The sequence below is a fragment of the Streptomyces sp. S465 genome, from assembly GCF_026898115.1.
In the GTDB taxonomy this organism is placed as follows: domain Bacteria; phylum Actinomycetota; class Actinomycetes; order Streptomycetales; family Streptomycetaceae; genus Streptomyces; species Streptomyces luomodiensis.
In genome coordinates this window covers 2,009,101-2,031,669 of the sequence record NZ_CP114036.1, presented here as the reverse complement: position 1 = coordinate 2,031,669, position 22,569 = coordinate 2,009,101, and the positions used below count along the sequence as shown (strand labels likewise).

At 66.8% G+C, this 22,569-nt stretch carries 18 protein-coding genes and 7 pseudogenes; 15 read left to right on the top strand and 10 right to left on the bottom strand.

All coding sequences use genetic code 11. From position 1 onward, the window contains the following. Positions 1-8: 8 nt before the first annotated feature. Positions 9-257 carry a hypothetical protein gene (locus N6H00_RS08705; protein WP_268971010.1) on the top strand — a complete coding sequence of 83 codons (249 nt, stop codon included), beginning with the start codon at positions 9-11 and terminating at the stop codon, positions 255-257. Between the two features lie 104 nt (positions 258-361). On the opposite strand, the pseudogene N6H00_RS08700 reads toward N6H00_RS08705, so the two are convergent. Then, a pseudogene (locus N6H00_RS08700) lies at positions 362-1,439 on the bottom strand (integrase core domain-containing protein). Positions 1,440-1,598: 159 nt separating this feature from the next. Beyond that, positions 1,599-2,696 carry an integrase core domain-containing protein gene (locus N6H00_RS08695; RefSeq protein WP_268971009.1) on the bottom strand — a complete coding sequence of 366 codons (1,098 nt, stop codon included), beginning with the start codon at positions 2,694-2,696 and terminating at the stop codon, positions 1,599-1,601. A gap of 226 nt (positions 2,697-2,922) precedes the next feature. Here N6H00_RS08695 and N6H00_RS08690 point away from each other — a divergent pair, with 226 nt between their 5' ends. From N6H00_RS08690 to N6H00_RS08675, 5 genes and pseudogenes are all read left to right on the top strand, one after another. After that, complete coding sequence (locus N6H00_RS08690) at positions 2,923-3,657, top strand: MerR family transcriptional regulator (protein ID WP_268971008.1); 735 nt, start codon at positions 2,923-2,925, stop codon at positions 3,655-3,657. Next, complete coding sequence (locus tag N6H00_RS08685) at positions 3,654-4,493, top strand: hypothetical protein (protein ID WP_268971007.1); 840 nt, start codon at positions 3,654-3,656, stop codon at positions 4,491-4,493. The genes N6H00_RS08690 and N6H00_RS08685 overlap by 4 nt, the downstream gene beginning before the upstream one ends. A 218-nt stretch (positions 4,494-4,711) precedes the next feature. Continuing rightward, positions 4,712-5,047: a zinc finger domain-containing protein gene (locus tag N6H00_RS40475; protein ID WP_443072915.1), complete on the top strand. Its 336-nt coding sequence runs from the start codon at positions 4,712-4,714 to the stop codon at positions 5,045-5,047. Continuing rightward, positions 4,945-5,337, top strand: a pseudogene (locus tag N6H00_RS08680) (recombinase family protein); the annotation flags it as partial. The gene N6H00_RS40475 and the pseudogene N6H00_RS08680, both read left to right, overlap by 103 nt. A 331-nt stretch (positions 5,338-5,668) precedes the next feature. After that, complete coding sequence (locus tag N6H00_RS08675; protein WP_268977293.1) at positions 5,669-5,800, top strand: hypothetical protein; 132 nt, start codon at positions 5,669-5,671, stop codon at positions 5,798-5,800. Between the two features lie 46 nt (positions 5,801-5,846). Here the strand turns inward: N6H00_RS08675 and N6H00_RS08670 are convergent, their stop codons facing one another. Both N6H00_RS08670 and N6H00_RS08665 read right to left on the bottom strand, forming a co-directional pair. Further along, on the bottom strand, positions 5,847-6,032 hold the full coding sequence (locus tag N6H00_RS08670) for a hypothetical protein (RefSeq protein ID WP_268971006.1): 186 nt from the start codon (positions 6,030-6,032) through the stop codon (positions 5,847-5,849). Continuing rightward, entirely contained in the window at positions 6,029-7,231 is a 1,203-nt protein-coding gene (locus tag N6H00_RS08665; protein ID WP_268971005.1) for an RES domain-containing protein, read from the bottom strand. The genes N6H00_RS08670 and N6H00_RS08665 overlap by 4 nt, the downstream gene beginning before the upstream one ends. 633 nt (positions 7,232-7,864) lie before the next feature. On the opposite strand from N6H00_RS08665, the gene N6H00_RS08660 reads away from it, so the two are divergent. After that, complete coding sequence (locus tag N6H00_RS08660) at positions 7,865-8,566, top strand: recombinase family protein (protein ID WP_268971004.1); 702 nt, start codon at positions 7,865-7,867, stop codon at positions 8,564-8,566. Positions 8,567-8,692: 126 nt separating this feature from the next. On the opposite strand, the gene N6H00_RS08655 is transcribed toward N6H00_RS08660, so the two are convergent. Continuing rightward, positions 8,693-8,959: a hypothetical protein gene (locus tag N6H00_RS08655; protein ID WP_268971003.1), complete on the bottom strand. Its 267-nt coding sequence runs from the start codon at positions 8,957-8,959 to the stop codon at positions 8,693-8,695. 461 nt (positions 8,960-9,420) lie between these two features. Between N6H00_RS08655 and N6H00_RS08650 the strand changes: the two genes are divergently transcribed. The 3 genes from N6H00_RS08650 to N6H00_RS08640 all read left to right on the top strand — a co-directional run bounded on the left by N6H00_RS08650 (position 9,421) and on the right by N6H00_RS08640 (position 11,431). Beyond that, positions 9,421-9,651, top strand: a complete 231-nt coding sequence (locus N6H00_RS08650) for a hypothetical protein (RefSeq protein WP_268971002.1) — start codon at positions 9,421-9,423, stop codon at positions 9,649-9,651. 456 nt (positions 9,652-10,107) lie between these two features. Next, positions 10,108-10,797 carry a DUF4232 domain-containing protein gene (locus N6H00_RS08645; protein WP_268971000.1) on the top strand — a complete coding sequence of 230 codons (690 nt, stop codon included), beginning with the start codon at positions 10,108-10,110 and terminating at the stop codon, positions 10,795-10,797. Between the two features lie 367 nt (positions 10,798-11,164). Further along, on the top strand, positions 11,165-11,431 hold the full coding sequence (locus tag N6H00_RS08640) for a hypothetical protein (protein ID WP_268977292.1): 267 nt from the start codon (positions 11,165-11,167) through the stop codon (positions 11,429-11,431). A 153-nt stretch (positions 11,432-11,584) separates the two neighbouring features. Here the strand turns inward: N6H00_RS08640 and N6H00_RS40470 are convergent. The 3 genes and pseudogenes from N6H00_RS40470 to N6H00_RS08625 all read right to left on the bottom strand — a co-directional run. Beyond that, a pseudogene (locus N6H00_RS40470) lies at positions 11,585-11,854 on the bottom strand (hypothetical protein); the annotation flags it as partial. A gap of 28 nt (positions 11,855-11,882) precedes the next feature. Then, a complete protein-coding gene (locus N6H00_RS08630; RefSeq protein ID WP_268970999.1) occupies positions 11,883-12,254 on the bottom strand; it encodes a hypothetical protein in 372 nt (123 codons plus the stop codon). An 86-nt stretch (positions 12,255-12,340) separates the two neighbouring features. Then, positions 12,341-12,925, bottom strand: coding sequence for a hypothetical protein (locus N6H00_RS08625; protein WP_268970998.1), 585 nt, complete (start codon positions 12,923-12,925; stop codon positions 12,341-12,343). Positions 12,926-13,048: 123 nt separating this feature from the next. On the opposite strand from N6H00_RS08625, the pseudogene N6H00_RS40465 reads away from it, so the two are divergent. Together N6H00_RS40465 and N6H00_RS08620 are read left to right on the top strand one after the other, a co-directional pair. After that, positions 13,049-13,296: pseudogene (locus tag N6H00_RS40465) on the top strand (hypothetical protein); the annotation flags it as partial. Further along, positions 13,293-13,535, top strand: a complete 243-nt coding sequence (locus tag N6H00_RS08620; protein ID WP_268970997.1) for a hypothetical protein — start codon at positions 13,293-13,295, stop codon at positions 13,533-13,535. The pseudogene N6H00_RS40465 and the gene N6H00_RS08620, both read left to right, overlap by 4 nt. A 123-nt stretch (positions 13,536-13,658) precedes the next feature. Here N6H00_RS08620 and N6H00_RS08615 read toward each other — a convergent pair whose 3' ends face one another. Next, the gene (locus N6H00_RS08615; RefSeq protein WP_268976880.1) at positions 13,659-18,044 is read right to left on the bottom strand and encodes a WD40 repeat domain-containing protein; all 4,386 of its coding nucleotides are present in this window, start codon (positions 18,042-18,044) and stop codon (positions 13,659-13,661) included. A 166-nt stretch (positions 18,045-18,210) separates the two neighbouring features. Here N6H00_RS08615 and N6H00_RS08610 point away from each other — a divergent pair, with 166 nt between their 5' ends. Both N6H00_RS08610 and N6H00_RS08605 read left to right on the top strand, forming a co-directional pair. Further along, a complete protein-coding gene (locus N6H00_RS08610) occupies positions 18,211-19,566 on the top strand; it encodes a lipase/acyltransferase domain-containing protein (RefSeq protein WP_268970996.1) in 1,356 nt (451 codons plus the stop codon). 437 nt (positions 19,567-20,003) lie between these two features. After that, a pseudogene (locus tag N6H00_RS08605) lies at positions 20,004-20,992 on the top strand (integrase core domain-containing protein). On the opposite strand, the pseudogene N6H00_RS08600 reads toward N6H00_RS08605, so the two are convergent. After that, positions 20,921-22,019: pseudogene (locus N6H00_RS08600) on the bottom strand (integrase core domain-containing protein). The pseudogenes N6H00_RS08605 and N6H00_RS08600 overlap by 72 nt on opposite strands. A gap of 129 nt (positions 22,020-22,148) precedes the next feature. Here N6H00_RS08600 and N6H00_RS08595 point away from each other — a divergent pair. Further along, positions 22,149-22,388: pseudogene (locus N6H00_RS08595) on the top strand (transposase); the annotation flags it as partial. Positions 22,389-22,569: the final 181 nt, after the last annotated feature.

Here is a 22,569-nt window from a genome sequence, read left to right as displayed (position 1 = left end):
GGTGTGAGATGTCAAGAGATACATTTCAGGGAAAGGAATTCGACGTCATTGACTTCGATGACGTGACATCAGGTGAGCGGGTGATCGAATTCGTTGACCCTGAAAGAAGTGCTTTCGGCTCACTCGTCGCTGTCACCATTTCTGGTGACGGTGGCTGGGGTGAAGCCTCAGTGAGCATTAGCCCCAGGATTCAGAGCATCTCTGCCGAATTCATGCGCTGGGCACTCGATGTCGCCCACTCGAAAATCGCCGGGTAATGCGGCCGAGGTCTCGCCGGATTTTCTTTCCGGTGGGGCTTCGCGGCTGCCCTGACGGCAGTGCTGACGGCAACGTGTGCCGCTCGAAAATTTGTCGCTGCACGTCATGCCGCGTATCTGCACTCGTTGATGAGGCCTCCGAGGACTCGGGTGCGCAGAACTTTGCTGGTGGCCGGGCCATGCGCTGTGGCGGGTTGTGCGTGAGCGTTGGGTGGTAGCTGGTTGCGGGCCTGGTGGGGTCGGTGTTCGTTGTAGTGCCGCTCGTAGGCCCCAAGGATGTGGCGGGCGTGAGCTTCGTTCATGATGAGGATGTGGTCGAGGGCTTCGCGTCGGATGCTGCCGATGATGCGTTCGCAGTGCGCGTTCATCCGGGGAGCCTGTGGCGCACTCCTGAGGATCTCCACCTCCTCGGCCTGGAAGACGGCGTCGAAGGCCTCGCCGTACTTGCCATCGCGGTCACGCAGCAAGAAGTGCACAGTCTCGATGCGTATGCCCTGGTCAGCGGTGAGATTCCTCGCCTGCTGTGCCGCCCAGTCCCGTGTGGGGCGGGCGGTGACCCGGTGATGTGCAGCCGCCGGGTCCCGTGCTCGAGGAACACCAGCGCGTAAAGCCGTCTGCCGAGCCCGGTGTCGATGTGAAAGAAGTCTGCGGCGATGATGCCCTCGGCTTGCGCGGTCAAGAACTCGCGCTAGGTGGGACCTGAACGACATGGCGCCGGATCGAAGCCCGCTGCATGCAGGATCTCCCAGACCGTCGAGGCGGCGATCCGATGCCCGAGTCGGGCCAACTCCCCTTCGATCCGTCGGTGCCCCCACCGCGGATTCTCTGGGGCCAGCCGCATGACGAGCGCCTTGATCGCGGCCGGGGTGGGCGGTCGTCCCGCGCGTCGGCGCGCGGTGTAGTCCCACTTTGCGGCGATGAACCTGCGGTGCCAGGTAAGCAAGGTGCCCGGGGTGACAGGGAAGGCCTCACGCCACTGGCGTCGGGGGATCAGTGCGGACAGGGCTGCGAACCAGAGCCGGTCGGCGGGTTCATAGCGGACCGGCCGGCCAGTTGGCGGCGCAGGACCGCGTTCTCGTGCCGCAACACCAGCAATTCTGCGTCCTTCGCCGTCCCGCGACGGAGGAGCACCGCTGGAACGGTCAGCAGCTTCCGGGTCACCTTGTACAGCAAGGAAACGATCGCGCGGACATGGTCTCAGCGGCCTGGTCACGCCTTGCCTGTCCGCGGCGATGACTTTTCGAGCGGCACAGGATACGCACAGCCCGCACCGAGTGCACCGACGGCCTCCTCATCACCGGTGAACAACACTGCCCTTGCCGGAAACCTCATGCGTGCAGGTCACGCCGCATGCCGGTACTCGTGGAGGATGCCGCCGAGGCGATCGCGTCGACGTATGTCGAGGCGGGCTAACGTGTCCGGGTCATCGATCGGCGGGGGCAAGGGGTGCAGCGGTCTGGCGTTCGCGATGCCCTGGTGTGGTCGGTGTCCGTTGTAGAACTGCTCGAACTCGCGCAGGGTGTGGAGGAGGTGCCGCTGGTTCCAGATCAACGTCCGGTCCAGGAGCTCGCGGCGACAGGTCTGTATCCACCTTTCAGCGATCGAGTTCGTCCTTGGCATCTGGATGCCGCTGAGGACGACTTTGATCCCTGCGTCCTTGAGGACGGCATCGAACAGGTCGGGGAACTTCCCGTCCCGGTCCCGGATCATGAACCGTGCCCGGTAGCCAAGGCCTTCGAGGTCCATGACGAGGTCTTCCGCCGCTTGCGCCACCCAGGAGGCGGTGGGATGCGTGGTGGCGCCCAGGACGCGGATCCGGCGACTGCCGTGTTCGATCACCACGAGCACGTACATCCGCATCCCCGACAGGGTGACTGTTTCCATGAAGTCGCAGGCCAGCAGGGCATCAGCCTGGCCGCGAAGGAAGGTGGCCCAGGTACTGGAGTTCCGCTCGGGTGCTGGGTCGATGCCGGCCTCTTTCAAGATTTCCCAGACGGTGGACGCGCCCACTTTCACCCCCAGCACGAGCAGCTCGCCGTGCAGGCGTCGGTATCCCCAGCTGGGGTTCTCCTTCGCCAGGCGCAGTACCAGGGTGCGGATGGAGCGCACGGTGCGCGGTCGTCCTGGGCGTTTGGGCCGGCAGGAGGTGGCATGGCGGCGCGCGATGAGGGTGCGGTGCCAACGCAGTATCGTGTCGGGGCGTACGAGCAGCCGTAACTGTCGTAGGACGTGCAGTGGCAGCCGGTGTAGCAGCGCCGACAGGTACGCTCGATCGCTGGGCGTGAACCGGATCTTGTCCTTGCCGAGTTGGCGTTCCAGCACGGTGATCTGGTGGCGCAAGGCGAGGATCTCGGCGTCCTTGTCCCGGTCGGTCATCGGCAGCAGGCGAAGCATTGCGAACGCGTTCGTCATGCCTAGGTAAGCCAGTCGCAGCAGCACGGTCGATCATCTTGCCGCGGTGAGCGCCAGCCTCGCGAGAGCGCCTGTTTTGGCGACTTCGCCGGTCGATCTCCGGCGCACCGCGCACACCCCCTCCTACCAGGGCGGACGACATTTTCGGCAAGCTCAGTACCACTCCGATGTGTAGACGCGCTTGAATCGTTTTGCGCCCGACGATACTTTCACCGCTTGACCTTGACGCAACGGCAGGGTTTCTACTGGCGGCATGCGAATCGGAGAGATCGCCGCGCTCGTGGGGCTCACCACCCGGGCGATCCGGCACTACCACCATGTCGGTCTGCTTCCGGAACCGGAGCGGCGCCCCAACGGCTACCGGGCCTACAGTGTCCGCGATGCCGTCCTGCTCGCCCGAGTGCGCCGGCTTACCGAACTCGGCCTCAGCCTCGATGAAGTGCGTGACGCCCTCGCCGACGATGCCGGGCGCGAACTGGCCGAGATATTAGAAGAACTCGACGCCGACCTGGCCCGCCAGGAGGTCGCTATCCGGGTGCGCCGCCGCCGGCTCAGCGCCCTGCTCGCCGAGCCGCCCGGCGCGACCGGGCCCGTCTCACCCGCCCTCGCCGCACTGCTGGCACAGGCCCCCCGAACAGATTCGCCGAGCGCGGCCAAGGACCGCGAGTACCTCACGCTGATGGACGCCACCAGCACCGGTAACCAAGAGATTTTCGCGCTGCTCGAAACTCTGATCGCCGATCCCGCGGTCGTCGAACTGTATGAGCGCCTCGACGCGCTCGCCGAAGCCCCCGCCGACGATCCGCGGATCGCACCCCTGGCAGCTGACCTGATGGCAGCCGTCCCCGAGGAACTGTTCGCCGCAATCCCCGAGGACGGGGCGATCGTGACCGGATTCAAGGAGGCGTTGCTCGCCGAGTACGCCCCCGCGCAGGCGGAAGTCGTGGGCCGGCTCATGGACGCGTTCATGGAAAGGGGCCGGGGATGAGCGGCCGACCAAGGGGCGTACGAGCGGCGCGGGTCGCCGTGGCCGCTGTGCTGCCGGGGGAACTGGCCCTGGCGGCCTGCCTGATAGTCGGGGTCCGGCCGCCCGGGTGGGCGCTGGCGGGCGCCGAGGCGCTGGTGCTCGCGGTGCTGCTGCTGGAGGCCTGGGTGCTGCGCTCGCTGTACGTCGCCGCGCGCACCCGCGGCGCGGACCGCCAGGCGGCGCGGCAGGCCGCCGTACAGGAGGCAGTGCCGGTGACGGTCCGCCGCCTGATCCTCCACGAACTGCGCGCCCTCGCCTCCCTGGGGTGGTGGGTCCGGCGCGGCACGCACGGGGTGCGCCCTGGGGACCTCGCTGTCGCGTACACCGGGCCTCAGACCGCGATGATGTACGGGCTGCTCTTCGTGATGGTCATCGAGACGGTGGGCTTGGCCTTCCTCATCCCTTGGCCAGCGGTCCACCGGATGATCCTGGTACTCGACCTGTACGGCGTCGTCCTTGTGCTGGCCCTGCACGCCGCTTGCGTCACCCGGCCGCACGTCGTGCACCCCGACGGCTCACTGCGGATCCGCTACGGAGCTCTGTTCGACCTTGCCGTACCGCAGGACGCGGTCGCTTCGGTCCGGGTCGACCGGCGCTATCCCGAAGGCCGCCTGGTCACCCTCTCCGAGGACGGGGTCCTCGACTTGATCGTGGGCAGCCAGACCTCGGTGACCCTGGAGCTGAACCGGCCGCTCCCTTTCACCCGCCCGCTCGGCGCAGCGGAAAAGGCCCACACCATCCGCTTCCACGCCGACGACCCGCGCGCACTGGTCAGCGCACTCCGTCAGCCCTCCTGAGCACACAGGTTGGTCTTCGCCGTGACGTGGCGTCCGGCAAGCCGCTCCGATCGGACGCCCGCTCGGTTGCACGTTCGACTTCTCGGCATTCTCACAAATGAACAGATGCGAGAGTTCTGCAAGAGCCCCGGCAGCGATCACGTTCCCCCAGGTCGCCGTTCGCAAAAGACCTCTCAGAACTCCGGACTTCTGCGAAACAGTTCTGACAGACTGCCGGGGTGCATCTCACGCCCGATCAAGCCGCAAACGCGGTAGAACGAAACGACTGTCCGAAGTGTGAATCCCGCGCGGGGAGTCCGTGCCGCACCCGCGCCGGGAAGACCGCGGCGAAGTACCACACGCCGCGCTTCATCCTCGTCCCCACCCTCCGGGAGGAACTGGAAGTCCTCGTCCCCGTCAGCCGCGGCCCCGGGCGGCCGTGGAAGTCGGGCCCGCTCGTCGAGCCCCAGGGATACCGGTCGCCCTGCCGATCCGGATCGGATACGCCCGCTGCTCGACCGCGCAGCAGGAACTCCAGTCACAGCTCGATGCGCTCGAACCGGTCTGCAAGCTGATCTTCTCCGAGAAGATCTCCACCCGCGTCAAGGTCCGCCCCGAGCTGGAGGAGGCGCTGAAGCTGGCATACGACATCAGGGAGGCCGCCCCCGATCAGGAGGTCATCCTCACCGTCCACGAGCTCAAGCGCCTGGCCCGCAACGCCGCCGAGCTGATGGCCCTCTCCGGCCAGCTCCAGACCGCCGGCGTCCAGCTCGAACTCCTCACCGGCCCGCTCACCGGTGTCTACGACCCCAACGGCATGGGTGCGATGTTCTTCGCCGTCCTGGCCGCCGCCGCGCAGATCGAGCGCAACTACATCCGGGAGAAGACCCTGGAAGGGCAGGTCACAGCCGCCGCGAAGGGCAACCCACGGCGGACGACCGAAGGTCATCGACGACGACTCCCTTCTGCTGGCCCTCGCGCTGAAAGACCGCGGCGTCCCCGTCCCCGAGATCGCCAAGAAGCTGACCATCAAGACCGGCCAGAACGCCGGACAGCACCCCTCGGTCGCCTCCGTCTACCGGGCACTCGCCGAGGCCGAGGAAGCCGACGCCCCGACAGGGGCGCACGTCGTCGGCCCCCGCCGACCGGTCCGCGCACGGATCACCCGCCCTGGCAGTGGCACCGACCCGGAGCCGATGGAACGGCTCACCCGGCAAGTCCTCGACAAGGACCGCGTGCTGGACGATCTGGTCCAGCAGACCGAGGAGGGCACGACCGACGTCGTCGCCCAGCTGCTGGCGCAGGTCCGGGATGGAAATGCCCAGTGATCCGGCCCCGGGCTGGGTCCTCTTCTCTTTCCGTTTCCGGGCGTCGTCAGAGGACTGGTTCCCCAGCGATCTCACGAGCTGCCTCGTCGATGGCCGCTTCATAGTCGTCGTCGTCGAGGATGGGCGTGTGCATGGCGGCGCGGTGCCTGAGCTCGGCGAGGTGGCTGAGCACCTCTTCCTCGGACATCGCCCGGTTGAATCCTTCGACGTGGACTTCGGCGTTGGGCTTCATCGTGTGCCTCCCTCGCGGAAATCGTGACCGAGTGCGTCCCTGAGGTCCCTGCGTGCTGCACTGAGTCGACTCTTGACCGTGCCGGGTGGGATCTGCACGAACTCAGCGATGTCTGCCACGGAGTAATGGAGCACGTAGTGCATGACGAAGCACTCGCGCTTGTCCCGGGCGAGGTTCCTGATCGCGGCGCGGAGGGCCACCTTCTCCACCGTCGTGGTCGCAGGATCCAGGTCCTCGCACGACACATTGAGATCGGTGTCGCCCAGATGCTGTTCTGGGTGCTTTGCCTGAATGCGGTGCACCCTCATGAGGATCCGTCGGCCAGTCTTGACGACCCAGCCGACGCGGTTGGGGTGGGCGCGTACGTCTGGCCATCTGCGGTGAGCGATCTGGAAGGCCCGGCTGGCAGCATCCTGCGCCAGTTCCCAGTCGTTCTGTCGCGCGTTGAGGATGCGACAGACCTGCGGGAAGTGAGCCTTGAAGAAGGAGACGAAGTCGTCACCCTCCTTCTCTTTCGCTGGCTGGGGCGGCTCGCTAATGGGTAGGGCCTCATCAAGGGGCCCAGGCGGGTCCTGGTGAGGAATCTGAGCTCGGAACGCTCGCAAGAGATCGTTCGCCCGCGTCGGATTGAGCGGTGCGGATTTGACCTCAACCAGGATGTTGGAGGGGCACCGGTCGCCGAAGAGCACCACCATGTGCTCTGGGTGACTACAAAACGAAGGCCACACGAACCCCTGGGCCCAGGGGTTGTGCTCGCGCAGCAGCGCAGCCCAGGCCCGCGTATGACGGTATTCACCGCTGTCGGCAAGTACGAGCCAAGATGACTGACCGACACGAGCAAGGGCAGCGGCGCTCGTCAGGTCGAGGAGATCCAGTGGCTCAGTGGTCTTCAACTCGGCTAGGCGACGTCCCGAGATTATCTTGGGCGAGATCAGCCGCGCTCCTCCCTCGTCGAAGGGAACGGCATGCAGCACCGTCTCCGCAAGCGCCGTTTCAGGAGTGAAGGCCGCATAGAGGAAGGGGTACGGATCCGCAGGCGTGCCGTCGAAGCGCTCGCCGAAGAAGTGACTGTTTTCGACAACAGGGTTGAACGCGGTCGGACCGCGCCGTTCGTAGTGAACCCTGTGGAGGGATGTGCCCTCCGGGATACGAAAAGCCTCGCCGACCAGGGGCTGTGATGGAGGACGGAGGACGGACATAGATCACTGCTCCTCGGTACCGGAAAGGGCGGGACGGGAGGATGAGGGAAGCACGGGAGGGGGCGATGCGGTGCTGTGCTGCCGGACGCTCTCACCGATGATGACACCCGAATGTCCTGGGGTGGGAACGGCGATCTCCAGGACGCTGCCGTCAGTCCGCTGATCGTAGATTCTCCCGCCCTGATGAAGGGTCGCCGGCACCGCGAGCAACGTCGAGCGCCGCTCACGCTCGAACGCCACGGCGTTCCTGCCCTCAATCCACGTCCGAATCGTGTGCCACATCCCACTCACCCGTCCCCTCAGGGTGCCGCCCAATGCTGTCCGGATCTCTCGAAAGACCATGTCCGCTCCTGGGGCATCTGCTGGCTACCTTCACCCTGGTAAGGCACCGTGCCTGCACGCTGGTTCACATGAATTTTTCTCGGCCCCCAAGAGGGGCTGACCGAGATTGGCGTTAGGGCTCCGCGCCAGCGGGTCCGCCCCCTATAGTCCCGGACACTCGAGCCCGCACCATCAAGATCAAGTGCTTGGCGTCAGCGGCTGCACCGATGTTCCCCACGACCGAAGATCCCGCGATCGAGTGTCTGACCTGCTACGCGACCATGATCAATCTCATCGATACTGGCTGTACGGATGGTCCCCACAGCCGGGCCCGAACTGGAGAAGGCGCTCGCACTGGCCCGCCAGTTCAAGGAGGCCGCACCCGAGACGCCGGTCATCTTCACCGTCCACGAGCTCAAGCGGCTCGCGCGCAACGCGGCCGAGCTGATGACGCTGTCCGCCGAACTCCAAGCCGGCGGCATCCAACTCGAACTCCTCACCGGCCCGCTCACCGGCATCTACGACCCCAACGGCATGGGCGCCATGTTCTTCGCCGCGCTCGCCGTCGCCGGACAGATCGAGCGCAACTACATCCGGGAGAAGACCCTCGAAGGCCAGGTCACCGCAGCGGCCAAGGACAACCATGGCGGACGGCCGAAGGTCATCGATGACGACATGCTCACCTTCGCCGTCGCCCTCAAGGACAAGGGCGTCCCCGTCCCCGAGATCGCGAAGAAGCTGGTCATAAAGACCGGGAAGAACACGGGCAAGAACCCATCGGTCGCCTCCCTCTACCGAGCGCTGGCCGAAGCCGAGGAGGCTGCGGCGGACGACGCCCTGCCGCTGCGACCCAAGCCCGTCCGCATCCGCCGGCCAAAGACCCGCTCACCCCCGAGGAGATCGACCTCCGCAACCGTCTCCAGACTCAGCCCCACCCGAACACGGAAATCCGCAGCTAGACCCCTTGATCAATATCAGCGCCAACGGCTGTACCGATGTTCCCCAAGGCCGTAGCCGAGCACCTTCGCGATGACCGGGCCGGGGCCTGGAAGACGAGTTGGCGCATTGCGAAGGTTCCGACCCGCTGTCGACGCCGGAGCCCACAGATGAGCCCGTCAGGTGACGATCGGGTCGCCCAGGTCAGGGGACGGTGTCGGGGTCGATGCCCTGCGCACGGGCAAGAGCGAACAGAACTCGTTCGATCGTGTCCAGACGCTGAGTGATCGACCGGCCACCCGGCGCCCCTACGGCATCGGCGAGCGAGTCGATGTTCCCGAACGCCGCACGCTGCTGCTCACGGAACGTCGCCAGCTGCTCGCTGTGCTCCGCAAGCGTCCGCCCGGTGCGGAACGCTTCCGCCTCCAGGTCCCGCAGCCGCTCGTCATGCGTCGTCGCCTCATTCGCCATGCCCACCACCCTGACAGACACCCCGCCCTGGCTGAGTTGCATCACCTCGACCAGGCCGTCGCGGTGACCGAAGCTGGGGAGAATGTCTCGCCAGTGCTCGCAAGTACGGGTGCAGCTTTGTGCTCATGGCTCTTCCTCAGTGAGGGGACCGCAAAGGGTCCTGTCGTGTGAGGCAAACGAGAATGCCTGCGAGGATGATGGCTGCCGTGATGAGCGGGGCGATCAGGGAGTTCGCGGGGTAGGCCCATGGTTCGGGGCGACCGCCGCTTCTCCAGCCGGCCGCCGCGCACACAAGGTCATTTCCCAGGGACTGTCACCCCATAGTGGATACGCGACAGCGGGGCTCCAGCTGTCCTCAAGCCCGCGGGGATATCGCCGAAGGCCTTCCCGCCGGCCTCATGCTGCACGTGTACCGGGTGCCTGCTTGCCTCTATATTCGAACAAGCGATCTAATGCGGTGTATGACCCAGCACGACTTCCCTCATGACCTCGTGGAGGCGCAGACCGCCTGGTACCGCACGTACTGGCAGCTCGCGGAATCCGGTCCGACGGCGAGCACCGCGAGGAGCCGTCGGCGCCTGCAGGAGCTGTCGGTACAGATCGCCGGGCACCCGTACTGGTGCGGCCCGTCGGGCACACCCGCCGCGCGTATAGAGCTCAAGGAGCTCGCCCGGCGTGCGGTCGATCGATGAGGCTCACCACCTGAGCGGAGGCATCCGCCCTGTGTCATCGCCTCGTGCCGCCTGGCCCGTGGGCTGAGCGGTCCTCAGGACGTATCGTGCACGGGCCCACCCCGCACGCAGGGTGGGCCCGTCTTGTTGAGCGCCGGGCAGGCCTTGCACCTGCATCTCCCCGCAGGAAGCGGGGCGTCTTTCCTTGGACCACCAACGCGTGGTCGGCTACCCGGGGTTCGGGCGACCTCGTCAAGATCAAGTATAGCGTCCACCAGCCACACGGACGGCACCGTGGAACAGCGCGGACGGAGACGGACTATCCGCCCGCGGCTCAGTCTCTTCCGTTCGCGCGCGGTTCGTTTGCCGGACGTGAGTGAGACGTTTCCGAGACGTCAGTGGGCCCGGGGAAAGTGGTGTCCACACTGCGGGAACCAGCCGAAGAAGCTCCCGCACCAAACCCAAGGGAGCCCGATCATGCGTACGTCCCGGATCCGTACCGCCGCCCTGGCCGCCGTCACCGCCGCGCTGGCGCTGGGCCTGACCGCCTGCGGCGGCGCCGACGGCGACTCGAAGGCGTCGGGCGACAACGCCGCCGGTACCGCGCAGAGCCAGTCCGCGTTCAACGGGGACGGCAAGGGGGGCGCGGAGCAGGCCAACGGCGGCGGTGACACCAAGGCGGACACGCGCTCGGCGACCGCCTCAGGCGGGACGGAGGAGGTCGCGAGCAAGGACACAGCGGCCGCCGCCCAGCAGTGCCGCGGCGATGAGCTGCTGGTCACCGCGGTGCACCGGTTCGCCGGACAGCAGGGCGACCACCTGCTGATCACCGCGTCCAACGAGGGCACCACGCCATGCTGGGTCACCTCCTACCCCGCCGTGAAACTCGGCGACGACGACACCGCACTGCCGCACTCGAAGAAGGACAACCCGGGCGGCGACCAGCGCATCACACTCCAGCCCGGCGGCACGGCATACAGCGCGGTGAACCTCTTCGACTACGGCTCGGAGAACCAGACGGCCCGGTCGCTCGCCATCGCACTGCGCGGCGCGGACGGCCAGGAGAACCCTTACTACTCCGTCGTCATGAAGGGCGAGAAGCAGCAGTTCAGCTGGACCGAGGCCGACGTACTGAACTGGAACACCGGGAAGCCATACGACTTCTGACAGCCCGCTGGCCAGTGACGCGTCATCCCGGACGTGCCGCACCACACCTTTCGCACTCCCCGGCACGGCGTCGGTGCGCCGGCGCCGCCCGAGCCCAGCAGGACGACGAAGGCGCCAGACAGAAGGAGGGCACGGGAGGCTTCCCTGACCAGCCGTGGCGGCTTTGGCGTAGTAGCCGAGCACCTTCGCGATGACCGGGCCGGGGCCTGGAAGACGAGTTGGCGCATTGCGAAGGTTCCGACCCGCTGTCGACGCCGGAGCCCACAGAGGAGCCCGTCAGGTGACGATCGGGTGTGTCCACCAATCCTGACAGACACCCCGCCCCGGCTGACCACCACCAGCAACAGCTCCGGCGTACCCCAGACGGATGCAGGAGCGACGGCCCGGTGATCAAGGCGTAGGCGTCCACCTCGCCAGCTGGTGCCGCCGTTCGTCCGCCCTCCTCGGGGGAGGAAACGAACGCCGTCCGGCTCGGCATCGGGCCGTACAGCGAGGACGGGCCCGGCCGGAGGACGAGGCGCTGAAGCTGTTCACCCAGCGCGTCGAAGGGCACCGCAACGAACAGCGCCGCCGCCAGCAGCAGCTGGACCATCCCACCGACCAGGCCGCGTCCTCCCAGCTGCCGGCGGCCTGACCCCGGCCTCATCCCCGCAGTCGGCCTCCTCGGCGCTCGGACCGCACGGGCACCCGCACCGCTCCGGGGGCGAGGATCTTCAGGGCGCGCACGAACCGTGCGGCCGACCGACTCGTTGGCGGCCGCAATGACGCGAGCCTGCTCCAGCCGGTCCTTCGCCGCCCAGGCCGACGACTCCGGGCACACGGTGAGCCGTCCGGTGTCGGCGTCGTAGCCGATCGCGGCGCCGTGCCCGGTCAGCTCCGGGCCGATGGCCGCCAACTGCTCCTGCGGCAAGGCACCGGCGGCCGGGAGTTCCCAGGCCCGCTCAGTGACCAGCGCGCCGATTGCGGCCCCCCAGGTCCATCGGCTCGCGCCCGTCCCGGCGCACCATACGCGTACCGCCGGAAGATCACCCGACCAGGAACTCCGCTCGATCCACACGCTTCAAGATCGGTTGAGATACGGCTTTTTAGCACAGGTCCTTGTAAGAATTGAGAATCTTACTACGCTCAGTACCAGTCAGCCGGCCAACGCCGGGCGTACGCTCGATGGCCTTAACTCTCTCAACATCGCCACGGCGGCACTGGGCGCGCCACCCGTCGATGAGCGTATTGATCCTGCTGCGGCTGGCATCGGCTAAATATCCAGTGTCATCAGCGATCAGCCACACCGTGTCCATCATGACCTTTTCGTCAGCCCCAAGGCCTTTGTTCTCGTACGTGGGCTTATTCTTCAGGGCGTACATGGTGAGCACAGCGACGATGGCGAGCGCGGAGAACAAAAGGAACAGCACGGTTCGTGCGGGACGGGTTCGCCGGCGTCGGCGCCTTGACGTGGTCATTTGACTGGGTCCTCTGCAGGTGCGGCGGCAAGGAACATCTGGAATCCTCGCCGCCGCGCTACGTGCTGTTGACTTACTCTACGCTGTCACAGTTCCCGCCCTGGCCGGCGCCGTTTCTGTTCCACCATTGTGCGTAGTCCGTCGAACCAGAGACGACGTTGCCGTTGTCCACCAGTCGAAATACGGAATTTGAAGCAGTCGCCCTCAGCCATGTTCCATGGCTGCCCCATGCTCGCCTTGGAGTACTGCCATTTTCCCTTGCCGCGGCCTTCGTACCACCCGAACTCGTAGCTGTCCGGGGCCGAGGACTCGTTCCAGACGTCGATCTCGACGCCACGGCCGTCCGACGTCCGGTCGCCCATCCGGACCTCGTCACCGACGGTAAAAAACTCCACCCAGCCACCGTTGTCGGAATCATCGGTGTACATGTGGTAGTGGGGGCCGGCCTTGATGGACGCTTGGTCCTCGGGGGGCATCTCGCCTTCCGGCGCGACCGGTGTACCGGGGCCCTCTACCGACGGTGCAGGCGGTTCAGTATCTGTGAGCTTTTCGATGGGCGGATCGGGATTGTCCTCCTCCGCCGATGCAGCGGTGGCATTCGCTGAAGCGAGCAGCAGAAGAGCCGTGCCAGCAGCGAGCGTCACTCTATTGCGTAATCGGTGCTTGCGCACGTATTTCCTTCCCTGAAGTCAGTCAGCCCAGACCTCGGGGGCCACATGCCTCCTCCCCTGAGACGTGGGCTCCTCCCCTAGTTTCGTTCACCGAGCTGCTACTTACTGCTAACCACTCAGCCCTGGATACAGACCTGTCACCGCGAGCTCCTGGACCGGATGTTGATCTGGTACCAGCGTCACCTCCTCCACGCCCTGCACGAGTTCGAGCAGTTCTACAACGGACACCGACCACACCAGGGCGTCGCGAGCCCCAGACCGCTGCATCCCTTGCCCCGCCGATTGACGATCCCGACGCGTTAGCCCGCCTCGACATACGCCGATACGATCGCCTTGGCGGCATCCTCCACGAATATCCACATGGGGCATGACCTACACGGATGTGGTTTGCGGCAAGGGTAAGGCCAGCAGAGGTGCGCGGGGAGACGATCCGGCGTTCGGGCAGGGCTTGGCGGATCAGTCGGGTCAGAACGGCGAGCAGCGCGTGGTCCGGCCAGCCAGGCTTGGGCGCGGTGACCTGTCGACGCAGAACCGCGAGCTCGTGCCGAAGGCCGCAGAAGATCGAGACATCAGGAACAGCCACGCGAAGATTCGCGTGCCGATGAGGTAGGCAAGTCGGACCAGCAGGAGGATGGATCATGCCGGATACCTGTTGGTCAGGTGTCTTGCCTCAGGTCAGGCCTGGTGAAGCCATTGGAGCGCTATGGGGGTGGGGCGGGTGACGACGGTGTTCTCACCCCGACAGCACGGCACCCAAGCCCGTCAGCCGCAAGGCGAACCAGTGCTCGTCAATCAGGACGTATACGCGGTCGGGGGTGCTGGTGGTCAGGTCGCCAACTGGGCCGGGCAGTGGGATCGTAAGTGGTTCCCGGTGGGGATGAGTCGGGTTCCAGACGCGCAGAGTGTGGTCGGAGCAGGCGGCGACGATGAGATCTTGATCAGAGCGGACCAACCGGGCCAGGTGAGTGAAGGGGGCTCCGTCATGGCGAAGTTGGCGGTCGGGATCCTTACCGTCACTGCTGTGCAGGTCCCAGAGTTCCAGTGCGGCCCGGAAGCCGTCCGGGCCCTGCACCGGCACCGCGAGTTGCCAGTGCCCGGACGGCGTACGCGCGGCCACGGGAGATAGACCGGGCACGGGAGGACAGGTCGTTTCGCCCACTCCTTCCGCCCAGAGGGCAGACGTGCCGTGCAGCAGAATCACCCCGCCGTTGGTGACCGCGGCCAGGAATGCTTTCGTCCCAGAGCGTACGCAAGGCACCGCCATCATGACCGGCCCCTTCTTCAGTCCGTCGAGGACCTGGGTACGGTCACCTGGCAGCCACAGCAGGGCTTGAGGCGGGGCGTCGTCGTAGTTCACCACCAGAGCTGTCATCCAGCCGGGCGCCTCGGCGGTCCGTAGCGAGGCCACCGGCCCCTTGAGCTGATGCAGCCCCGCCACGGTTTCACCGGCCGTGATCTCCTCGCGCGTTTCGACATCCACGAGGTGCAACCGATGGCCCTCATGCTCCACCAGGACGACGACTGGCCGACCATCCGGCAGTACCAGTGGGGTGACGTGGTCGATCAGGCGGTGGGCTGGCCACAGTCTGGTCCGCTCCCGTCCCCGCGCGTCGGTGAGCCATGCGCCGCCCCCGGCCCCCGCCACGGCTAGACCCCAAGGCAAGCCGTCCAGGGGGTGCGGGAAGGCCGCGACCCGGTGTGCGCGGCGGTTGTCGTAGTTCGGCTGCTCGGAAGAGCCGCCGCTGTCGGAGGCCCACAGACGTATCGCGCCGTCCCACCCGGCGGAGGCGAAGAGGTCCTTGCCTCGACCGGTCCGCAGTGGGGCGAGCGCGTATGATCCACCGGAGACCATGTAGTGCCCCTGGTATTGTCCCTGCTGGCGCGGCGACAGCCCCTCCCAGTCCACCGGGACCACCTGGGTGCCCGTGGCCGCTCGCGAGCCGAACTCTTCAGGCAGGGCGGTCATGCGGTTTGTCAGTACCCGCCGCAGGGAACCGGTGTACGGGTCGACGACGGTGATCCGCGATCCCCGTCCCGCCACCGCGAGCAGGGTGCGGCCGTCCCGCCCGGTGAACGGTGATAGAGCCCGCACCTCGCGCACCCTCCCGGGGACTACCCGCTGCAGAACGAGCCGTTCCACGTCCCACACCCGCAGAGTGCCGTCGTCCCCGCCGGACACCGCGAAGGTCCCTTCGTCCGAGGCGCCCAGGGACGCGAGTGCGTAGACCGTGCCGGTGTGCCCCCGCAGCACTCCGGCAGCCTCCGGACCGTCCACGTCCCAGCGGCGTACGGCGCAGTCGGCGCCCGTGGACAGGAGAAACCGGCGCCCTTCTGGTAGTGGTGCTGGGACCACCGCGGTCACTCGTCCAACATGGCCTGTCAGCACGGTCGCGCTCCAGTCGTCGGTGCGCCACAGACGTATGGAGCGGTCCTCGCCTGCGGAGACCAGCAGGGGATTGTCGCCGCCGTCGAAGGCGGTGAGGCACAGCACCGTGTCCGAATGGCCGCGCAAGACGGCGACCCCCTCACCGTTGTCCAGGTCCCACACGTGCAGGTCGCGTCCGGCCGCTGCGACCAGCAGCCGACGCCCCTCGGCGTCGGTGAGCCGGGTCAGCGCCGTCACGGTTGTCTGCGGGCCCGTTAGCACCATCTGTGTCTCACCGGTGTCTGGCTCCCACAGCCGTACCGTCCCGTCCCCGCTCGCCGAAGCGACAACGTCCCGCCCGTCGCCCCCGTCGAGGGTCTGCAGGGCGAGCACCGGACCCGAATGCCCGTGCAGAACGACGCTGAAGTCGTCCGGGGGTGTCGAGGAGGCCTCCAACGTTGCCTGCACGGTGGCGTGGCCCCGGAACCAGCCGATGAGAGCGGGTTCCTCGAACATCGCCGTCATCAGCAGCGTACGCAGCCGCGCTTGCGGTGACAGGGAAGGCAAACGATGTGCGGCTCGCAGATACAGGCGAGCCACCGGCAGTGTGAACCGCTCGGCCAGGGATCGTACGGCCGCAGCGGTTCGTGTGGGGTCGGCGCAGACGAGGAAGCCGACATCACGCATCACCTCCGGCAGTAGGCCCGCCACGAGCGCGTGCGCCGGGAGATGCCTACGTAGGTAGGGGTGGGCGGACTGCCAGGCGGCGGGTCCACGTCCGGGCAGCGTCGCCAGCAGTGCTCGGGTGATCCGGGTGTGCGAATCCCACGGCGAGGTGTTCCGGAAGTGGTCGATGAGTGCCTGGTGGTAGAGGCGATACACGGTCTGGCCCGACTCACCTGACTCCACCACATGGAACCCGGCGTGCTCCAGCACCCAGGCGATGTCCTTGTCCCCATAGCAGGCCCCGCGGCGGGACAGCGCCTCGGCCAGTGCCGGCCACAGGTCCCGGCGCGGCAACCCGGCACCCTCCGCCCAGGCCAACGGGCGCAGCAGATCCCTCAGCCGTTCGGGATCAGGGGAGCGCCCGAACTCCTCATCGAGCACGGCGGTGAGGTTGCCGGCCACCAGCCGGTCCAAGTCGGGCCGGTCACCTGCGCCGCCGGACCGCGCCAGCGCGCCCAGCACGGCACGGGTGGCGACCCGCGCGTACAGGAAGATCCCGCCGCTGGCGTTGGCGATCCGCAGCGCCCAGCCCTGAGCGAGTGCCTCCTGGCCGCGCAGCGGGGAGTACTCAGCGCCCAGCAGCCGCCGCTGTGCGTACGCGATGAGGTCGGCGCGAGTTTCCGGCTCGTCGTCGAGCACCGCCGTCTCATCGGGAGCGAGCGTCTGCAGTAGAGGGCCGGTGCTGGTGGTGACCGTCGTGCCGCCGGCCCGGTGCGGGCGCGTGCCGACCAGAACCCGTACACCGGGCAGATCGGCGAGCGGGCGTAGAAGATCGGCGGCGATCGGCACGGCCTCGGCCGCTTTTGCCTCGTCCAGCCCGTCGAGGACGACCGTCACCCGCCGGCCCAGTTCGCTGACCTGTCGCACCACCTGCGCCGCTGGCAACCAGCCGTTGCCGCGCCTGGGCAGGTCCAGGGCGTCGGCGATGGCGCGCAGACAGTCGTCCAGGGTCTTGTTCCTACAGGACAGCGCCAGATCGATCGAGCCCAGAGGTGGCAGCAATGAGTTGGGTGTGCCGTTGAGCGCGCCCTCTCCTTCGGCGACAGAACGCAGCGCGGGTACCGAGAGGGTGGCGATCCGGCCGAGCAGCGCAGACTTACCCGTACCGGGCGATCCGGTGACCGCGAACAGCCCGCGCTCGGCGCGCTCCAGCCAGTCGATGGTGCGTCGCAGCAAGCGCTCGCGGCCGCAGAAGTACCAGCCGGTCTCGCCCACCTCGATCCCCCGGGCCGAGAGCACGAGGTGCTGGTCCACATCCGCCGACCGCAGCCGCCGCAGTCGCTTGGTCTCCACATCCTCGTCGGGGACGTTGGCCGACGGATGCAGCGGGTTGCGCAGTGCCGGCACGGGCGCGCCCTGCGCACGGAAGGCTGTCGCGGCGTCGCGGTTCGACACGACCCGGGTGATCGCGTCGGCCAGTTCGTCGGAGCGGATGGTCTCGTCGTGTTCCGTCCATCGCCGATCCTCGGGCCCGTGTAGTACGACGTGCTCCAGTGTTTCCGCGAACAGCCCGTCCTCGGCACTGTCGTAGCCGCGGGTCGAGGCGATCACGGCGAACCGCCGCTCGGGCCCGGCGGCACTGGTGTGGTCCAACACCTGACAGATCTCGGCGGCGACCCGGGAGGCAGCCACCCCGCCGGCACAGCAGTCCAGGAGAATTAGGACTTCGTGGAACTCCCGGTGCGCCAGGAACCGGGCCAGAGCCTTCCCGGTGATCGCGCTGAGCTCGTCCAGCCGGGTACCAGGGGAGTCGGCGGTGATCAGAAAGTGCTCACCCGAGTCAGCACAGCCGTGCCCCGTCCAGTACATGACCAGTCGCGAACCGCCACCGTGCCAGGCCCGCAACCGCTGGGTGATGGTGGCGAAGTCGCCGCCAGCGGCCAGGTCCGGCAGCTCGTGCTCGTACCCGAGGGAACGGAACAGCCGGTACAGCCGTTCCACGCTGGCTGGCACATGGCTCAGTCGCGGCCAGCTCGTGTCCTGGTAGTCACCGACGCCGACCAGGACGAAGCTGCCGTCGTCCTTCATACGCGCCACCGCACTGTGGTGCTCCCCGTTGCCGTACCCCACCGTTTGTCGACGGACTCGTGCACCCTGCACCCTAAGAGGGACCTAGCCGAGAGTGCAGCCATAGCATGTGGATCTGCCGCCAACCAACCGCATGGTACGGCGAAGTGAGCAATAGGGGGAATTGGTGCCGACGCTTCCGGTGACGGATTTGGTCGTGGTCCTGCCCGGCATCATGGGTAGTGTCCTGGTCAAGGACGGGCACGAGGTGTGGAACCACACCCTAGCGGTGGCCGGACGGCATGCGCTGGGCCGACTGAACGAGGTGCGGGCGCTGGCCCTGCCTCGCGACATCGGAGACGACAGCCCTAGGGACGGTGTCGAGGCCGTGAATTTGATCAAGGGGCTGCACATCCTGCCAGGCGTCTCCGCGATCGACGGCTACGGCGCGCTCCTAACCTTCCTGGAGCGGCGGTTGGGCGTATCCGAGAGGAACGGCAACCTTCTGCCCTTTCCATACGACTGGCGGCTTTCGGTCCGGCTGAACGCGCGCAGGCTCGCTGCGCGGGTGGAACCGGCACTCGTCGCTTGGCGCGCCCGCACGGGCGACCCCACGGCGCGGGTGGTGTTCGTAGCCCACTCGATGGGGGGCCTGGTGGCTCGCTACTACCTGGACATCCTGGGCGGTAGCCGGAACGCCCGCAGCCTCGTCACCATCGGAACGCCCTACCGGGGGTCGGTGAACGCGCTCACCTTGCTGCATGAGGGATTGGCGCTGCGGTTGGGCAGGCTGTCCGAGCCGTTCACTCGGCTGGCACGATCCATGCCATCGCTGCATCAGCTCTTGCCGACCTGGCGGTGCCTCGTCGGCACTGACGGCTTGCGTTCTCTCTTGGGCCGGGTCTGTCTGTCCGGTGTGGACCAGAATCTGGCCGTCGACGCGTTGCGGTTGCACGAGGAACTGGACCAGGCTCATGGCGGCGGTTACGTCGTGCACGCCTTCGGCGGCTACCGCCAGCCCACACGCCAGTCGGCGCAGCTCACTGCCGATGGCCTCGATGGCTTGTGGGATCTGGATGGGACCAATCACTTCGGCGACGGTACTGTCCCTCGGTTCTCTTGCTTTCCGGTCCAGTCGACGGATGATTCCAGCGTCCGCTTCTTTGCCCAGAAGCATGGGGCGCTACAGAACGAACGGGCACTGCTCAACCAGGTGGAAGCCCTGCTCACTGCGCGCGATCCACGGGAGTTCCTAGACGGCAGGCAGGAGTTGACCGTGGACGTGCCTGATGTGGTCGACGGGACGGAATGTCGTGTGGAAGTGGCGGCCGATGACGACAGGCTGCTGTTGTCCGCCAGCGCCGTGGATGTGGAGACGGGCCACACTGGCAGACGTAAAATCCTGCGCAATCACGGGGACGGCCGCTACGACACCCACCTCATGCTGCCCGGTCCGGGAACCTGGCGGGTAACGGTGGGAGATCCGGTGAATGCCGGGCGGGTGCATGAGGTGAGCAGCGTTGTGCTGGTGGCGCAGCCGTAACACCTGCCAGGCTGCAGGCGCCGAGCTCAGGCAGCCGGTCCGCCGGTAGAACATCTCGACGGCCAACGGCCTTGTTCATCGAGGCTTAAGCGGAGATCGACGTCGTGAGGGCGTGGGGCGGCGGCCTGGTCGCCTCCGCCGACGGCGTCCGCTTCACCGTCCCCGTACGACCCTGGACGCGGGTTCGAACCCTGAAGGGTGTCTTTATTGGCGTACGGTGGTTGACCTGAGGCTTTGCGATCTCCCAAGTATGGGCATGATCAATGATCGTGGGTCTGCGACTTCTCTACCTGATCTTCTGCCGCCTGCTGGGCTGCTTGCTTTTGCTGGGCCGCTCGACCGCCGCGAACAACGTCGAGATCCTTGTCCTTCGTCATGAGGTTGCTGTGCTGCGTCGACAGGTCGAGCGGCCGCGGCTTTCATGGGCTGATCGTGCTGTGCTCTCCGCTCTCGCCCGGCGCCTGCCATCCGTCTTACGCCGCCATCGGCTGGTTAGGCCGGGCACCCTGCTGACCTGGCACCGCCGTCTGGTGCGCTGGAAGTGGCGCCAGACGGCGGTCGGATCCGGTCGTCCGCCGTTGCCGGAAGAGACAGTCGCGCTCCTCCAGCGCCTGGCGAGAGAGAACCCGACCTGGGGATACGTCAGATCCAAGATGAGCTTCGACGGCTTGGCCATCGGGTTGCCGCCGCCACGATCCGGCGCGTTCTGCGCCGCTCCGGTCTGCCGCCCGCACCGCAGCGAGCAAGCCAGCAGACCTGGCGTTCCTTCCTGCGAGCCCAGGCCCACACGCTGCTTGCTTGCGATTTCATGCACGTGGAGACCGTCTTCCTCAGACGCCTCTACGTGTTCTTCGTCATGGAGATCAAAACCCGGCGCGTTCATGTCCTGGGTGTCACCGCACGTCCCACCGGGACATGGGTCACCCAACTCGCCCGCAATCTGCTCATGGACCTCGAGGAAGGGGCGGGGTGCTTCCGGTTCCTCATCCGTGACCGGGACAGCAATGTCACCGCCGTGTTTGACGCCGTCTTCGCGGGCAACAGTACAGCTGTCATCCCGACGCCGCCGCGAAGCCCACGGTCCAACGCGTTCGCCGAACGATGGATACGCACAGCCCGCGCCGAATGCACCGACCGACTCCTCATCACCGGTGAACGACATCTGCGCACCGTCCTCACCACGTATGCGGAGCACTACAACGCCGGACGAGCCCACCGCGGCCTCGACCTACGAGCACCCGACGACGACCCGAACGTCATCCGCCTGACCGCTGGCGCGGTCAGGCGCCGCCAGGTACTCGGCGGACTGCTCAACGAGTACCACTGCCCTTGCCGGAAACCTCATGCGTGCAGGTCACGCCGCGTGCCGGTACTCGTGGAGGATGCCGCCGAGGCGATCGCGTCGACGTATGTTGAGGCGGGCTAACGTGTCCGGGTCATCGATCGGCGGGGGCAAGGGGTGCAGCGGTCTGGCGTTGGCGATGCCCTGGTGTGGTCGGTGTCCGTTGTAGAACTGCTCGAACTCGCGCAGGGTGTGGAGGAGGTGTCGCTGGTTCCAGATCAAGGTCCGGTCCAGGAGCTCGCGGCGACAGGTCTGTATCCACCTTTCAGCGATCGAGTTCATCCTTGGCATCTGGATGCCGCTGAGGACGACTTTGATCCCCGCGTCGTTGAGGACGGCATCGAACAGGTCGGGGAACTTCCCGTCCCGGTCCCGGATCATGAACCGTGCCCGGCAGCCGAGGTCTTCGAGGTCCATGACCAGGTTCTTCGCCGCTTGCGCCACCCAGGAGGCGGTGGGATGCGTGGTGGCGCCCAGGATGCGGATCCGGCGACTGCCGTGTTCGATCACCACGAGCACGTACATCCGCATCCCCGACAGGGTGACTGTTTCCATGAAGTCGCAGGCCAGCAGGGCATCAGCCTGGCCGCGAAGGAAGGTGGCCCAGGTACTGGAGTTCCGCTCGGGTGCTGGGTCGATGCCGGCCTCTTTCAAGATTTCCCAGACGGTGGACGCGCCCACTTTCACCCCCAGCACGAGCAGCTCGCCGTGCAGGCGTCGGGTATCCCCAGCTGGGGTTCTCCTTCGCCAGGCGCAGTACCAGGGTGCGGATGGAGCGCACGGTGTGCGGTCGTCCTGGGCGTTTGGGCCGGCAGGAGGCGGCATGGCGGCGCGCGATGAGGGTGCGGTGCCAACGCAGTATCGTGTCGGGGCGTACGAGCAGCCGTAACTGTCGTAGGACGTGCAGTGGCAGCCGGTGCAGCAGCGCCGACAGGTACGCTCGATCGCTGGGTGTGAACCGGATCTTGTCCTTGCCGAGCTGGCGTTCCAGCACGGTGATCTGGTGGCGCAGGGCGACGATCTCCGCGTCCTTGTCCCGGTCGGTCATCGGCAGCAGGCGAAGCATCGCGAACGCGTTCGTCACGCCTAGGTAAGCCAGTCGCAGCAGCACGGTCGATCATCTTGCTGCGGTGAGCGCCAGCCTCGCGAGAGCGCCTGTTTTGGCGACTTCGCCGGTCGATCTCCGGCGCACCGCGCACATCCCCTCCTACCAGGGCGGACGACATTTTCGGCAAGCGCAGAGTTACTGGCCGCCCGGGAGCAGTGGCTGACCGTCTTCCGCCTGCCGGCCTACGCGCCGGACCTGAACCCGGCTGAAGGTGTGTGGGCGAACGTGAAGAACGAACTGGGCAACCTTGCGGCCTGCACCGTCGACGCCCTCGCGGCTTTCACCCGCACCCGGCTGAAGAAGATGCAGCACCGGCCCGGCCTCCTCGACGGCTTCATCGCCCAGACCGGCCTTACCTGGACGCTGCCATGACGTCACCCCGAAACGAAAACCTCAGAAGCTGCGTAAGCCCCTCAGCGCTCTGTAACAGTTGGTCCTGAATCTGGTTAGCATCGCTGCCGTGAATGAACGGGGGCGAGTCCGGTCCTGTTCGGATGACGGGAGTGGTGCGGGTTGCGTAACGGGGAGATCGCCTTCCGGGGAAACTGGGGCG